Source organism: Paenarthrobacter aromaticivorans, assembly GCF_019038615.1.
Classification (GTDB): domain Bacteria; phylum Actinomycetota; class Actinomycetes; order Actinomycetales; family Micrococcaceae; genus Arthrobacter; species Arthrobacter aromaticivorans.
On the sequence record NZ_JAHOPC010000008.1, the window covers coordinates 109,608 to 124,820 of the forward strand.

Annotated in this window: 14 protein-coding genes; 9 read left to right on the forward strand and 5 right to left on the reverse strand. The window is 60.9% G+C overall.

All coding sequences use genetic code 11. The features are described from left to right. Positions 1 to 2: 2 nt before the first annotated feature. Complete coding sequence (locus KSW38_RS13995; protein WP_017197512.1) at positions 3 to 260, reverse strand: mycoredoxin; 258 nt, start codon at positions 258 to 260, stop codon at positions 3 to 5. A 166-nt stretch (positions 261 to 426) separates the two neighbouring features. On the opposite strand from KSW38_RS13995, the gene KSW38_RS14000 reads away from it, so the two are divergent. Further along, a complete protein-coding gene (locus tag KSW38_RS14000; protein WP_254186518.1) occupies positions 427 to 1,173 on the forward strand; it encodes an SOS response-associated peptidase in 747 nt (248 codons plus the stop codon). On the opposite strand, the gene KSW38_RS14005 is transcribed toward KSW38_RS14000, so the two are convergent. Both KSW38_RS14005 and KSW38_RS14010 read right to left on the reverse strand, forming a co-directional pair. Next, positions 1,174 to 1,563, reverse strand: a complete 390-nt coding sequence (locus tag KSW38_RS14005; protein WP_216925525.1) for a hypothetical protein — start codon at positions 1,561 to 1,563, stop codon at positions 1,174 to 1,176. 45 nt (positions 1,564 to 1,608) lie between these two features. After that, entirely contained in the window at positions 1,609 to 2,148 is a 540-nt protein-coding gene (locus KSW38_RS14010) for a TetR/AcrR family transcriptional regulator (RefSeq protein WP_216925526.1), read from the reverse strand. Positions 2,149 to 2,206: 58 nt separating this feature from the next. On the opposite strand from KSW38_RS14010, the gene KSW38_RS14015 reads away from it, so the two are divergent. From KSW38_RS14015 to pdxS, 7 genes are all read left to right on the forward strand, one after another. Continuing rightward, a complete protein-coding gene (locus KSW38_RS14015) occupies positions 2,207 to 3,280 on the forward strand; it encodes an FAD-dependent monooxygenase (protein ID WP_216925527.1) in 1,074 nt (357 codons plus the stop codon). 109 nt (positions 3,281 to 3,389) lie between these two features. After that, complete coding sequence (locus KSW38_RS14020) at positions 3,390 to 3,734, forward strand: DUF6504 family protein (protein ID WP_216925528.1); 345 nt, start codon at positions 3,390 to 3,392, stop codon at positions 3,732 to 3,734. Positions 3,735 to 3,737: 3 nt separating this feature from the next. After that, a complete protein-coding gene (locus KSW38_RS14025) occupies positions 3,738 to 7,271 on the forward strand; it encodes a DNA polymerase III subunit alpha (RefSeq protein WP_216925529.1) in 3,534 nt (1,177 codons plus the stop codon). A gap of 120 nt (positions 7,272 to 7,391) precedes the next feature. Next, on the forward strand, positions 7,392 to 9,401 hold the full coding sequence (thrS, locus tag KSW38_RS14030) for a threonine--tRNA ligase (protein WP_216925530.1): 2,010 nt from the start codon (positions 7,392 to 7,394) through the stop codon (positions 9,399 to 9,401). Between the two features lie 18 nt (positions 9,402 to 9,419). Further along, complete coding sequence (locus KSW38_RS14035; RefSeq protein ID WP_216925531.1) at positions 9,420 to 10,013, forward strand: HIT family protein; 594 nt, start codon at positions 9,420 to 9,422, stop codon at positions 10,011 to 10,013. Then, positions 10,003 to 10,614: a phosphatidylinositol phosphate synthase gene (pgsA, locus tag KSW38_RS14040; protein ID WP_216925532.1), complete on the forward strand. Its 612-nt coding sequence runs from the start codon at positions 10,003 to 10,005 to the stop codon at positions 10,612 to 10,614. Before KSW38_RS14035 ends, pgsA begins: the two co-directional genes overlap by 11 nt. 230 nt (positions 10,615 to 10,844) lie before the next feature. Then, on the forward strand, positions 10,845 to 11,771 hold the full coding sequence (gene pdxS, locus KSW38_RS14045; RefSeq protein WP_211712266.1) for a pyridoxal 5'-phosphate synthase lyase subunit PdxS: 927 nt from the start codon (positions 10,845 to 10,847) through the stop codon (positions 11,769 to 11,771). A gap of 64 nt (positions 11,772 to 11,835) precedes the next feature. Here the strand turns inward: pdxS and KSW38_RS14050 are convergent, their stop codons facing one another. Then, the gene (locus KSW38_RS14050; protein WP_216925533.1) at positions 11,836 to 13,863 is read right to left on the reverse strand and encodes a M3 family metallopeptidase; all 2,028 of its coding nucleotides are present in this window, start codon (positions 13,861 to 13,863) and stop codon (positions 11,836 to 11,838) included. Between the two features lie 127 nt (positions 13,864 to 13,990). Continuing rightward, positions 13,991 to 14,206 carry a hypothetical protein gene (locus KSW38_RS23720; protein ID WP_308169375.1) on the reverse strand — a complete coding sequence of 72 codons (216 nt, stop codon included), beginning with the start codon at positions 14,204 to 14,206 and terminating at the stop codon, positions 13,991 to 13,993. Between the two features lie 7 nt (positions 14,207 to 14,213). Between KSW38_RS23720 and KSW38_RS14055 the strand changes: the two genes are divergently transcribed. Beyond that, positions 14,214 to 15,212, forward strand: coding sequence for a CapA family protein (locus KSW38_RS14055; RefSeq protein ID WP_308169376.1), 999 nt, complete (start codon positions 14,214 to 14,216; stop codon positions 15,210 to 15,212). Position 15,213 lies beyond the last annotated feature (1 nt).

The following is a 15,213-nucleotide window of genomic DNA, read 5'->3' on the forward strand; positions in this document are numbered from 1 at the left end:
CCTTAGGCTGCGAGGCGGTTTTCTACTTCGGAAGCAGAAGGGTTGGTTGCTGCGGTGCCGTCCGGGAACAGGACGGTGGGGACGGTGCGGTTGCCTCCGTTGAGCTGCTCGACGAGTTCGGCCGTGCCATCTACTTCTTCGATGTTGATCTCGGTGTAGCCGATGCCCTTGGCGTCGAGCTGCTTCTTCAGGCGGTTGCAGTAGCCGCACCAGGTGGTCGAGAACATGGTGATGGTGCCGGAGTCGGGAGTGAAGTCCACAGAGCTCTCCTCAGTATTGGTCGTTTCCACAGGTGATTCGTTGGTATCAACCGTAACCTGCAGCCCAATAATTCCCGTGAGGCCGGGAATCGGGGTTACGTCACATTCCGGGCTGGTGTGTCCATAGACGACACGGCAGACTGTTCCCATGTGTGGACGTTATGTGATGGCCCGTGCCGTGGGGGACCTGCTGGCTGACTTTGATGCCGAACTTGAAAACGAGATCGCCCTCGAAAAATCGTGGAATGTAGCTCCAACGGATGCTGTTCCGATTGTGCTGGAAAGGCTCGTGGACGATGGGCTGAAGCGGCAGTTGCACGTTGCGCGCTGGGGTTTGGTGCCCTCGTGGGCGAAAGATCCCAAAGGCGGCGCGCGCCTGATCAATGCCCGCAGTGAGACCCTCCTGGAGAAGCCGTCCTTCCGAAAAGCTGCTGCGGCCAGGCGGTGCGCTGTTCCTGCCGATGGCTATTACGAGTGGAAGAAGGGCGAAGGAAAAAGCAAGCAGCCGTATTACGTGCATCCTGCGGATGGTGGGGGTGTGGTGTTTGCCGGGTTGTATGAATGGTGGCGGGACCAGTCAGCGTCTGATGATGATCCGGCCCGTTGGTTGCTGTCCATGTCGATTCTCACGGCAGACACCCCGACGGCCGAGTCGGCCATTACCCGGCGGAGTGCCTCGGTGTTCGATGAGCTGACTGCCCTGCATGACCGCGTTCCATTGCCCATGAGCAGGGACACGATGGAAGCCTGGTTGAATCCGCGCGAAGATGATGCGGCCGGCCTCGTGGATCTGGTGAGGTCAAAGGCGCACGACGCCGCTGCCAGCTGGACGCTCGACGCGGTGGGTGCCGCCGTCGGCAATGTCCGCAACAACGGACCGGAACTCATTGAGCCGGTGGAGGGCCTTTTCTAGCTAGAGCGCTTCCGTGACCGGAACGCCGGCTTGGAACTCGCGGCCATCCGCCTCGCTGAAGGCCGTCATGACGTGGCCTTTACTGAGTCCATGGATGGCGGACATCGGAAAGTTTCCGGTGATCACGTTTCCAGAATGTTCCACGCCCTTGATGTCATAGTTTTCCTCGGCACTGAGTGAGTGGTTGAAGGAGTAGAACGAGATCGCTTCTCCATTCATGAACTCAATGCCCAGCCTGCGTTGGGAGGAATAGTCCTCGCTGGCAGCAACAAGGCCCACGACATAAGCGCCGGAGCCCGGTATGTTGCCTTCGATTTCGAATCTCGCAACGAGGTTGTCATCTGCGGCGGAGATACTGACCTGCTTCAGGAGTGCGTCATTGGTACTCATGCCACAATCCTGCTCTGTGGACCCGCCCGCGTCCACCCCTTTGCTTCATCCCTCCAAGAGTCGCCGCAAGTTGGCTGCGATTGTCGGTTGATCCACCGCCTGGCCGCGGCGTGCCGTCAGGAGATGCATGGCCAATCCATCGCCGTAGTCCGCTACCGCTTCTGCTCGGGCCCTTGGGTCAGGAATTCCCATGGAATCGAGCACCTGTTCAAGAGTTGAAAGCATCCTCTGGTGCCCGGCGGCCACCACCTCGGGTTGGTCCAGGGCAAAGGTGAATCGTGCCCGGGTCAGTTCGGCGTGATTATTCGCGAGCCGGAGCAGCGCTCCCGCGAGCTGTTCCGCCAAGGCGGTTACCGACGTCGGGAGAACAGATCCACCCTGCTGCTGGAGCAGGAGCGAGTCGCGTTCTTCAACGCGGTCGACGGCGGCAGCCACCAAAGCGGCACGGTTGCGGAAGTAATTGGAGGTCGTTCCGACGGCCACGCCGGCTTCGGCGTCAACGGCCCGGTGGGTCAGTCCCTTGAGGCCTTTAGCGGCCACCACGGCGAGGGCCGCGTCGGCAAGGTCGGTTCGTCTGTCAGGCATGGCGAAAGTCTAGTCTTTAACCTCACCATTACTACAAATGTAGTAGTACATTGGCATCATGAAAAAGGTGGAAATCGTCGGTGGTGGCATAGCAGGCCTCGCCTTGGCAGGAACTCTTGATCCCAGCCAGTTTCATGTCACTGTGTACGAGCAGCGGGCCGGCCTCCCGGCAGTAGGAACGACCCTGGCCATGTGGCCCGAAGCCCAGGAGGCCCTGGCCTCATTGGGGATCCTTGGCGCCGTCCGGGAAAACAGCCCGGTCATCAGGGGTGGCGCGCTCCGGAGTGCCATAGGAGTGCCGTGGCTGAGTGTGGAAGGGCAGAACCTTGTGGGCGCAGCACGCCACACGCTCCTTCGGCTCCTCGACTCAGCCGTACCCTCAACAGTCCAACGACGCATCGAAAAGCTGGACGCGGTCCCAAGCGACGCCCACTTGATAGTGGCTGCGGATGGGGTGCACAGCATGGTGAGGCGCTCCGTGTGGGGCCAATCGCGTGCGGCCAAGCTGACACCCTACCTCGCCGTTCGAGGCGTCATTGCCGAGGAACCGGACAGTGAAACCGTAGGCGAGTATTGGGGGCGCGGAGACCTCTTTGGCATAGGCCCTTCAAGCGGCGGAACCAACTGGTATGCATCCTTCCGCTCCGGGATGGGGCCCGAGGGAATTGACGTCGGCGAAGCCCTTGCAGTGACGCGCCGCCGCTACGCCGGGCACTCGCAGGGAATCCAGCATGTCCTGCGAGTAGCGACACCCGAAACATCATTGGCACAACGCATTTGGACCACCCCGCCGCTGCGGCGTTATTCGCGGGGCAATGTGGTCCTCATCGGCGACGCAGCCCACGCCATGGCTCCCAACCTCGGGCGAGGCGCCTGTGAGTCGCTGATAGACGCCGTCGCCTTGGGTAAGCTCGTCAACACCCTGCCCCTGGACCAGGCCCTCGATGCCTACAACCGTCAGCGCGTTCTTCGGACCCAGCAATACCGCATCGGTTCATCCTTGATGATGCGCGTGGCGCTCGCAGAAGGTGCGCAACCCATGCGCGACAAGCTGCTCGACCTTGCTGCCAAGCGGAAGTCCGCTGTCAATCGAAAGCCCAAGGCGCCCGGAGGGAGCAAAACTTCCCAGTAGGTTTTGTCGGAGGGGCGGCGTAAACTGGATATATTCGAACATACATTCGAATCATGATTTAGCGATGATCTTAGATCCAGGGCGATGCTCACAGGCAAGGAGTGTGGATATGGGGCTTTTCAGTGAGTCCGTGGACGTCATCTGCACGGATGTTGGCCAGCCGCAGGAAATCCAGTGGAAAGGAACCCGCTACGTCGTCATCAACGAACCCCTCAGATGGTATGAACGACGCCAATGGTGGGTAGAAGAAAGCCGGGCACCACTGGGAAGCGGCGCAGGCTTGGTGGACCACGAGATCTGGCGGGTCCAACTCCATCGCCCGCAGGACGAGGAGCAACCCGGCCCAACCATCACCCTTGACCTCGTCCGCCATCTCGCCAGCGGCCGCTGGCGGCTCCTGCGTATCCACGACGCCGCACCGGCCCAAGCAGTCGAACCAGACGAAGCCGCCTGAACCTTGAGCTTCACACACCTGCACGTCTCCACAGCCTTCAGCGCCCACTACGGCGTCTCCTGGCCGGACGAACTTGCCCAGTCAGCCGCAGCAGACGGCGCAACAGCGCTCGCCTGCACAGACCGGGATGGCTTGTACGGCACCATCAAGCACCTCAAAGCATGCATGGACGCCGGTATCGACCCCATCATCGGCGTGGACCTGGCAATATTCGACGACGACGGCGACCACCGCACCCAAGTAGCGGGCCGCGTCGTCGTACTCGCCCACGGCAACAACAACGGCGCCGGCTATCGCGCCCTCTGCCGACTCATTTCGGACGCCCATGCCCGCACCTCCGGCAAAGCCGGGGGAGTAGTGCCCGTCGCCGTAACCAGGGCAGAACTCGCATCGCGGACACTGGACCCGCAAACCCTCAAGCCCGTGTTGACCGTCCTCATAGGACCGGACTCCGATGTAGGCCGCGCCATGGGAGGACGGAAATATCTTCGGCCCCGCACACTCTTCAAACAATGGATCGACGCCATGCCGCCCGGGACAATCGTCGCCGAAGCCGTATCCCACCTCAGCGCTCCTGGAGAACCCCTCAGCACAGCCCACGCCGTACGCATGCTCAAGCTCGCCCTCGAATACAACGTCCCCGCCATCCTCAGCAACGCCGTCCGCTACTGCGCCCAGGACGGCGCCCCCACCGCAGACGTCCTGGACTCCGCGCGCACCCTAAAATCCCTCCCTGAACTCTCATCGACCCCCCTGCTGCAACCAACCGGCCTGCTGCAACCAACTGGGCAGGGGTGGTTGAAAAACGCCCAACAAATGCTCCAACTCGGCAAGGAAATCATGGGCGCGGCAGGGCAAGGAGCAGCGGGGCTGAACAAACTGCTCTCCAACACAGAAGCGCTCGCAGACAAATGCCGTATCGATCCCGTCCTGGACATGGGATGGAAAAAGCCCGTTGTTCCCGAAGCTTCCATCATCGGCATCGAACGCGACCCCATGGTGGAACTCACCCAACGATGCGAGGCAGGAATCACCCGGCGATTCCCCGGCATCAACGGCAATGCGGAAATACAGATGCGCTCGCGGTTGCAGCATGAGCTGGGGATCATCGACAAACTCGGCTTTGCCTCCTACTTCCTCACTGTTGCGGAAGTATCCAGGATGATCATCGAGATGGGCGTCCGGGTAGCTGCCAGAGGCTCCGGGGCCTCCAGCCTGGTCAACTATCTGATCGACATCAGCCAAGTGGATCCCATCCGGCATGACCTCATTTTTGAACGCTTCCTCTCGGGTCGCCGATCCACCCTTCCCGATATTGACATTGACGTCGAAAGCGCCGAACGGCACAACGTCTACCGGAAGATCTTCGAGCGCTTCGGAGCTGAACGAGTGACGCTGATGAGCATGCAGAACGGGTACAGGGCCCGTGGTGCTGTCCGCGATGCCGGCATGGCTCTTGGCATGGACGATGGTGAAATCGGCGAAATTGCCAAGCAGTTGTGGCGGTTCTCCGCGCGCAAATTCAGGGAGGCATTGGTTGAAAAGCCTGAACTCCGAGAATTTGCCGGACGGGTAGAGGCCGGCCGTGAAGGGCCTGGGGGCATGGAGGAAAACCAGCAGTTGGACCTACTGGTGGATCTCACTGAAAGGTTGGACCGCCTTCCCCGGCACATTTCCATGCACCCGTGCGGGGTGATCCTGGGCGATGCCACGCTCCTGGACAGAACCCCGGTACAGCCCAGCGGGTTGGGGCTGCCCATGAGCCAGTTCGACAAACACGACATGGATCCCATGGGCATGCTCAAGCTGGATGTCCTGGGTGTGCGGATGCAAAGCGCCATGGCGTTTGCGGTGCGGGAAGTTATCCGCCTGCACCCGTCCAAAGCGGAGGTAGTGGCGGCTGGCCACCATCTGGTGGAAGCGGGAGGCACCGGTCCGGACTATATTGCCCCGGACGGCAGGATTGATCTCAACGCGGTGCCTTTCGACGACGAGCCCACCTATGAGTTGATCCGCAGTACCCACACTTTGGGCTGCTTCCAGATTGAATCCCCTGGCCAGCGGGAGCTGATCGGGAAGATGGCGCCGCGGGAATTCAATGACCTCATTATCGATATTTCCTTGTTCCGCCCTGGCCCCATGAAGTCGGATATGGTCCGCCCGTTCCTTGAACACCGGCATGGTTTCGCACCAGAGGTCTATCCACATCCGGACCTGAAGCCCGTTTTGCAGGAAACCCATGGCGTCACGGTTTTCCATGAGCAGATCCTGAAGACCTTCCATGTCATGACAGGTTGTGGTTTGGACCGGGCAGACGAGTTTCGAAGGGCCTTGGGTGACGAGCTCCACGAACCTGAGGTAGAGAGGTATTTCCGTCGGGAAGCGATCAAGAGATACTCCCCGGACGTCGTGGACAAAGTGTGGGGAACCCTCAAAGCCTTCGGCAGTTTCGGTTTCTGCAAAGCCCATGGAGCTGCCTTTGCTGTGCCCACCTATCAATCGGCGTGGCTAAAGGCACACCACCCTGAAGCGTTCCTTGCAGGGCTGTGGGAACACGACCCCGGGATGTACCCCAAACGGCTGCTGGTTGCTGAAGCCCGCCGCTTGGGTATTCCCATCTTGCCCTTGGATATTAATCGCAGCCAGGCTGAATACAGGGTGGAAAGAATCCAGGAAGGCCAGAATTCCGGCAAGCTCGGCATTCGCTTGAGCCTGAATGGAATATATGGACTATCGGGAGCGGAGCTGAAGCGGATCGTAGCTGGTCAACCATATGATTCCCTCGCGGATCTCAGGTCCCGGGCCAGGGTGAGCAAACCGAATATCAAGAGGCTCGCCCAACTCGGAGCCTTCGATGCCCTGCACCGGGATGCCGGCGGAACTGCAAACCGTGCCGATCTGGTGCAGCACCTGCAAGCGCTCCAGGGCAGTCCCTCCAAGAAAGGCAGCGGCGTCATTGAAGGGCAATTATCCCTACCCCTTGGTGATGTGGAGTTGCGGAATCTTGCTGCTGGATTACCTGAGCCCAGCATGGTGGAGAACGTGCGTGCAGAGCTTGATCTCATGGCAGTGGACGTGAGTGAGCATCTGATGGAAAGTCATAGGCCTTTGCTGGACAAGCTTGGCGTCACCACGGCGGATAAGCTCTTGGGTCTTCGGAACGGTACCGAGGTACTGGTTGCCGGTGTCCGGATCGCAACGCAGACACCTCCCATGCGTGGTGGGCGCCGCGTGGTGTTCATCAGCATCGACGACGGTACAGGCTGCGTGGATACTGTCTTCTTCCATGAAGCGCAGGAAGAATCGGGTCCACTTCTGTTCGGTACCCGGCTTCTGCTGATCCGCGGAACTACGCGAAGAACAGGTCCCAAGGGAATCAGCCTCAGTGCCAGCAAAGCCTGGGACCTTAGCCGCCCGGAAACTTTGCCGTATGCCGAAGTCCTGCCACCCGGCGTCGGGCTTCCGCCTGAATTCACTCATTCAGGGCCCCTTGAAGGGATCTCCAGGAACCTTGCCATCACGGGCCTCGGGAGCTGAATCGGGTCGTCGGCGCGCTGCTTTGGCCGCCTTCGTCGGAACGGATACGATTGACGGTGGCTGGCTGTGGTCCCCGTACGCCACAAGCTATGAAGCCTTCACTATGAATAGGAGACACCCGTGTCAGATGCCCAACAGATCACCCTCATCGTCGATGGCGAAGAGACCAAGGTGACGGAAGGGACTACCGGCGCGGAACTCTTCTTCGAGCGCCGCGACGTCGTTGTTGCCCGTGTCAATGGAGTGCTCAAGGACCTTGACCAGGTCCTTACCGAGGGTGCCGACGTCGAAGGTGTCACCATTGAATCTCCTGACGGACTCAACGTTCTCCGTCACTCCACCGCGCACGTCATGGCCCAGGCCGTCCAGCAGCTGCGGCCTGACGCCAAGCTTGGCATCGGCCCTTACATTACGGACGGCTTCTACTTCGACTTCGACGTCGCTGAGCCGTTCACCCCGGAAGACCTGCGCCAGCTGGAAAAGATGATGCAGAAGATCATCAACCAGAACCAGAAGTTCGTTCGCCGCGTGGTCACCGAAGAAGAAGCCCGCGAAGCCATGGCTGGCGAACCCTACAAGCTGGAGCTGTTGGGCAAGAAGAACGACGCCGCCGACGCCGGAGAAGGCGTCAACGTTGAAGTCGGCGCAGGCGACATCACTATTTACGACAATGTGGACCGCAAGAGCGGCGACAGCGTCTGGTGCGATCTCTGCCGCGGACCGCACCTTCCCAACACCAAGATCATCTCCAACGCGTTCGCGCTGACACGCTCGTCCTCCGCATACTGGCTGGGAAACCAGAACAACCAGCAACTGCAGCGAATCTACGGCACAGCCTGGCCCACCAAGGAAGCACTCAAGGCCTACCAGGAACGCCTTGCCGAGGCAGAGCGCCGCGACCACCGCAAGCTGGGTGTGGAGTTGGATCTGTTCTCGTTCCCCGATGAACTCGGCTCGGGCCTCCCCGTGTTCCACCCCAAAGGTGGCATCATCCGCAAGGAAATGGAGGACTACTCCCGCCAGCGCCACGTGGATGCCGGCTACGAATTCGTCTACACCCCGCACATCACCAAGGGACACCTTTACGAAGTCTCCGGGCACCTTGACTGGTACAAGGACGGCATGTTCCCGCCGATGCAGGTGGATGCCGAACTCAACGAAGACGGCACCGTGCGCAAGCCCGCCCAGGATTACTACCTGAAGCCGATGAACTGCCCCATGCACAACCTGATCTTCCGTTCACGCGGCCGGTCCTACCGCGAACTGCCGTTGCGCCTGTTCGAATTCGGCTCGGTGTACCGGTACGAGAAATCCGGTGTTGTGCACGGCCTGACCCGCGTCCGTGGCATGACACAGGACGATGCCCACATCTACTGCACCCGAGAGCAGATGAAGGACGAACTCACCACCACGCTTAACTTCGTCCTTGGCCTGCTCAAGGACTACGGCCTGGACGATTTCTACCTTGAGCTCTCCACCAAGAACGAGGAAAAGTTCGTGGGTGACGACTCCGCCTGGGAGGAAGCAACCCGCACACTCGCCGAGGTTGCGGAGGCGTCAGGGCTGGACCTGGTACCGGACCCGGGTGGAGCAGCATTCTATGGGCCGAAGATTTCCGTCCAGGCAAAGGACGCCCTCGGCAGGACCTGGCAGATGTCCACAATCCAGTTGGACTTCAACCTGCCTGAACGCTTCGAATTGGAGTACCAGGCAGCAGATGGAACGCGTCAGCGTCCCGTCATGATTCACCGTGCCCTCTTCGGTTCGGTGGAGCGCTTCATGGGTGTTCTCACGGAGCACTACGCAGGCGCCTTCCCGGCCTGGCTTTCTCCCGTCCAGGTGGTGGGCATCCCTGTTGCCGAGGCGTTCAACGACTACATGTTCGACGTCGTGGACCAGTTGAAGGCAGTGGGAATCCGGGCGGAAGTGGACATCTCCTCGGACCGCTTCCCGAAGAAGATCCGTACGGCCAGCAAGGACAAGGTCCCGTTCGTCCTCATCGCGGGCGGGGAGGACGCCGAGGCAGGTGCTGTCTCGTTCCGCTTCCGTGATGGCAGCCAGGACAACGGCGTGCCCGTGGCAGAGGCTGTCCGCAGAATCGTGGATGCCGTCAAGAACCGCGACAGCTGACGGAACGGACAATAGACGGTGCAGGAGAACACAGGCGCGGCAGCTGACCTTCCGGGCGACGCCGAAGTAACCGATGACTTCGGCCTTGCAGGCGTACCGGACGCTTTTCAGCGCCTGTGGACTCCCCACCGCATGGCTTATATCAAAGGCGGACAGGACCAATTCAAGGACAAGGACGACTGCCCGTTCTGTGTGGGACCCACCCGTAGCGACGAAGAGTCCCTCATCGTCTATCGTGGCAGGACCTGCTACGTCGTACTCAACCTTTTCCCTTACAACCCGGGCCACTTGCTGATTTGCCCCTACCGCCACGTTCCGGACTACACGGACATCACAGTGGAGGAAACGGCGGAATTCTCCGAGCTAACGCAGACGGCCATGCGCGTACTGCGGAAGGTTTCCAATCCGAGCGGCTTCAACCTGGGCATGAACCAGGGTGTCACCGGTGGAGCAGGAATTGCGGCGCACCTCCACCAGCACGTCGTACCGCGCTGGGGTGGGGACGGAAACTTCTTCCCCATCATCGCCCAGACCAAGGCCATCACGCAGACTCTCGACGAGGTCCGCAAACTGGTGGCTGAAGCCTGGCCGGGGGAGTCGAATGCTCAATAGGCATGCGCGTGGTTTCTTCACTTCAATTTTCACACCCTTGGCGCGTTGGCTCCTCAAGATTGGCGTGTCTCCAGACGCAGTGACCGTGGCCGGTACGGCCGGGGTCATACTGGGCGGATTGGTCCTCTATCCGCTGGGATACCTCTGGTGGGGCTCTGTTGTGGTGGCATTCTTCGCGTTCTCGGACGTCGTGGATGGCATAATGGCCCGTTTGCAAGGCCGGAGCGGCGGCTGGGGAAACTTTCTGGATTCCACCTTGGACCGGTTGGCGGACGGTGCCATCTTTGCAGGGCTGACCATCTGGTTCTTCACCAAAGGTGGGGACCCAGCTATTGGTACTGCCGCCGTCGTTTGCCTGGTACTGGGCATGGTGGTTTCCTATGCACGGGCAAAGGCCGAATCACTGGGCTATCAAGCCAGCGTTGGCATAGCCGAGCGTGCCGAGCGTTTAGCTTCGGTGCTTCTCATCACCGGGCTCACTGGGCTGGGGCTTCCAGCAGTGGTGCTCTTCGCGACCCTGATCCTTCTTGCCCTTGCCAGTGTGGTCACTATCGTGCAAAGAATGGCGACTGTCCGCAAGCAAGCGATGGCGGAAGCCTAGGAAACTGGCATCTGACCAGAGTCCGTCTGGGGCAGTTGTGCAGGTGTCCTATAGTTGCCCTCTTCTTGGCCCCCTTATGCGGTAATGAATGTACAGCCACCCGGCAACGTGCGACTAGTATTACTAGTACTTGGTCACCTTGACCTGAATATCCGGTGTGCGCTGATTGCGGTCGTGTGGCTGCGCGAGCCACCGGCGAAAAGGTCGTTTATCTACCCATAGGGGTTTTTGTGTCTACACCAGATGTAAGCAACGAAGCCGGTTCGTCCGCGAACAGCGTCACGGGCAGCAGCCGCGTTAAGCGGGGCATGGCGGAGATGCTCAAGGGCGGCGTCATCATGGACGTCGTTAACGTCGAGCAGGCCCGCATCGCCGAGGACGCCGGTGCCGTAGCCGTCATGGCGCTCGAGCGCGTACCCGCCGATATCCGCGCCCAGGGCGGCGTGTCCCGCATGTCCGATCCGGACATGATCGATCAGATCATTGCCGCCGTGTCCATCCCGGTGATGGCAAAGGCCCGCATCGGCCACTTCGTCGAAGCGCAGGTCCTGCAGTCCTTGGGTGTGGACTACATCGACGAGTCCGAGGTCCTGACCCCCGCCGACTACGTGAACCACATCGACAAGTGGAACTTCACCGTCCCGTTCGTCTGTGGCGCCACGAACCTTGGTGAGGCGCTGCGCCGCATCAACGAAGGCGCGGCGATGATCCGTTCCAAGGGCGAGGCCGGCACCGGTGATGTTTCCAACGCCACCGGGCACATGCGCAAGATCCGCGCGGAGATCGCCAAGCTCGCAGCCCTTCCCGAGGACGAGCTGTATGTTGCGGCCAAGGAACTGCAGGCCCCGTACGAGCTCGTCAAGGAAATTGCCGCCACGGGCAAGCTCCCCGTCGTCTTGTTCACCGCTGGTGGCATCGCGACACCCGCTGACGCTGCGATGATGATGCAGCTCGGCGCTGATGGCGTGTTCGTTGGTTCGGGTATCTTCAAGTCCGGCAACCCTGCAGAGCGCGCTGCCGCCGTCGTGAAGGCAACCACGTTCTATGACGACCCCGATGTGATCGCCAAGGTCTCCCGCGGCCTGGGCGAAGCCATGGTCGGCATCAACGTCGACGAAATCCCGCAGCCCCACCGTCTCGCAGAGCGCGGCTGGTAAGCGTTACCAAACATACGACGGCGGGCGCTGATCCACTTCCGGATCGGCGCCCGTCGTTCCGTTTTTAAGGCTGGGTGGGTTGGTTCAGTCCCCGGCGCTTCAGGAGGGGTTCCAGCTCGGCATCACGCCCACGGAACGTACGGAACGATTCCAACGGATCGCGGCTGTTACCCCTCGATAGCAGCTCGGATCGGAATCGGTCCCCGTTTGACCGCGTAAGGCCTCCGTTTTCCTTGAACCACTCAACGGTGTCCGCGTCCAGGACTTCGCTCCAAATGTAGGAGTAATAGCCGGCAGCGTACCCGGCGCCAGCAAAGATGTGCTGGAAGTAGCCGGTACGGTAGCGCGGCGGAATCAGCGGGTGGGCGATGCCGGCGTCGGCGAGGGCCTTGGCCTCAAACGCAAGGACGTCAGCCGGAACGTCATCCGTGGACAGCACGTGCCACGCCACGTCCAACAACGCTGCTCCCAGGTATTCGGTGGTGGCGAATCCTTCACCCCACAGCAGGGATTCATTGATTCTCTCCACGATGTCCTGCGGGAGCACTTCTCCCGTGGCATGGTGGCGCGCGTAATTAGCCAACACCTCCGGCCACATGATCCACATTTCGTTGACCTGGGATGGGTACTCCACGAAGTCCCGGGGCACGGACGTTCCGGAGAACCGGGGATAGTCCACATCGGAGAACAGTCCGTGGAGCGCGTGCCCGAATTCGTGGAAGACGGTCCGGACCTCGTCCAGGGACAAGAGAGCAGGTTCGCCTGGCGCCGGCTTGGTGATGTTCAGGTTGTTGATCACTACGGCTTGCGTGCCAAGGAGACGGGACTGTTCCACAAGTGAGTTCATCCAGGCTCCTCCGCGCTTGGATTCCCGGGTGTAGTAGTCGCCAAGAAAAAGACCCAGACTGCTGCCGTCCTCGTTTTTCACCTCCCATACCCGGACGTCCCCGTGGTACCCGGCGAGATCCGGCCTCTCATGGAACGTGATGCCATAGAGTTGGGTCGCTGCGAAGAAGACGCCGTCAGCCAAGACCATTTCGAGGCTGAAGTAAGGCCTGATGGCCTGTTCATCCACTTGGTACTTTTCCCGCCGGACCTGCGCCGAATAGTATGCCCAGTCCCAAGGCTCCAGTGGGTGGCCGGCGGACTCCGCCAATGCTAGGGCTTCGGCTTGGGCGTTTCGGATCGCTGGAGGTGCCAACCGGCCCAACATTGCCTGCACGGCTTTGAAGTCGGGTGCCGTTTGCTGGTCCACCATGAGTTCCGCGAAGTTTTGAAAGCCCAGCAGGCTCGCCTTTTCCGCACGGAAGTGAACGGTTGCCGTCACCAGATCACGGACATCCAGGCTTCCGCCGTCAGTGCCCCGAGCCAGGGACGCTTCAAACAGGCGCCGCCGAACGGTCCGGTTTTGGAGCGAGGCGAGGGCGGGTTGGTTGCTTGGCTGGATGAGCGCCAGGAGGAACCGGCCATCGTGCCCGGCCGCCTTGGCGGCCTCGGCAGCGCCCGCGACATCTTCGGTGGACATGCCGGCCAGGTCCGCTTCGTCGTCGAGGAGAATAGCGGCAGACTTCATCGCCTCCTTGACCCGCTGGCCGAATTCGGTGCCTATGCGTGAGAGTTCGGCGTTGATTTCCCGAAGGCGCGCCTGGCCGTCGTCGTCAAGTTGAATGCCGGACTGCCGAAACTCCTTGAGGTATTCCTGGACCAATCGAGCAGACTCATCATCAAGCCTCGCGGTATCAATGGCGTTGAAGCGTTCATACAAGCCCCGGTTCATGTAGACGGCGTCCTGATGCGCGGCAAACCGGGGCGCGAAGGCCGTCTCCAGCTCCCTGATCGCGTCCGAGGCATCGGCCGATACAAGCGTAAAGAACGCCGCCGCGGCCCGGTCCAGCAACCGCCCGGACCTTTCCATGGCCACAGCCGTGTTCTCAAAAGTCGCCGGTAGTGGGTTCGCCGCAATTTGCTGGATCTCGTGGAGGTGTTCCTTCAGTCCCGCGTCCACGGCTTCCGCATAGTCCTCTGTGGTGATTGCTGCAAAGGGTGGCAGGCCGAACGGCAGAGGACTGGGACTCAAAAGCGGATTGGTCATGAAGGGACTCTTTCACTTAAGAATCGTGTCCTCAAGGGCGGCTCGCCGGAATCCCGCGAGTCTCGCGCCGTAGGATTGCTGTTATGGGGAACATCACATCTTGCGGGAGTCGGGGGGATCGCCGACGTCACAGGCCATGGCGAACGGGCGCTTTGCTGGCAGCATCAGTATTTGCGTTGTGCTTGAGCGCCTGCGGCGTAATTGCGGAGAACGATTCCCGGGAGCAAAGCAGCGCCGCTACTGCCCCCGCGTCTCCTGTGTCCACCCCAACGCCGACTCCTACGCCGACGCCGGGCAAGGGCCCTTCTTGTCCCGAACTGCGTTGTACGTCGATTACGGTCACCGGCGACATGCTGATCCATACACAGCTGTGGCAGCAGGCCCGGGCCGACGCCGCCGCCGCAGGGCAGCCCGGTTACACCTTCATACCGCTCCTTGAAGGCCAGCGGCGCTATATCCGGAACAGCGATCTCGCCATTTGCCATCAGGAAACCCCAGTTGGCACGCCGGATGGTCCGTTCTCCGCGTACCCATCCTTCAACGTCCCGCCGCAGATCGTTACAGCATCCAAGGATGTGGGGTACCAGGCCTGCACTACAGCCAGCAACCACACCATAGACCGGGGGACTGAAGGGTTGCTCCGAACGTTGGATGCACTGGATGCCGCCGGGCTCAAGCACACTGGTTCCTACCGGACCGAAGCTGCATCACAGGAAATCCTGATGCTTAAGACGGACGCAGCGACCGTTGCAGTCATTGCCGGCACCTACGGACACAACGGTCAGATTCCGGAGTACCCGTGGCTTGTGGACGAACTTGATCCCACGGTCATGATTGCGAAGGCGACCAAGGCCCGTGCACTCGGAGCCGACATCGTGCTCGGAGTCATGCACGCCGGTGATGAGTACGCCAGCGAGGCCAACGCCCAGCAACAGGAGGTCGCCCACGCATTGGTGGACAGCGGCCAATTCACCATGGTTTATGGACACCACACGCACTCGGTGCTGCCGATTGAATACTACAAGGGCACGTGGACTGTCTACGGACTGGGTAATGGCGTGACGGAACTGTCGCCCTGGTATGTGGTCAACAACGAAGGACTGCTGGTCCGTGCGCAGTTCAGCCAAAACGCGGCTGGTGTTTGGACTGCCTCGGATCTCGCCTGGGCGCCGTCGGTGATTGTCCGGGATCCCTACCGCTGGTGCTCAGTGGCCAGCGACGCACCCCAGGGAGTCTGCGCTTCCCCGGCTGCCGACGCAGAGACGCACGAACGCACCAAGGCCGTGGTCGAGTCGATGGGCGCGGCGGCGGCAGGTGCCCACGAGCTGCTGATTACCAAGGAGAAGTAAG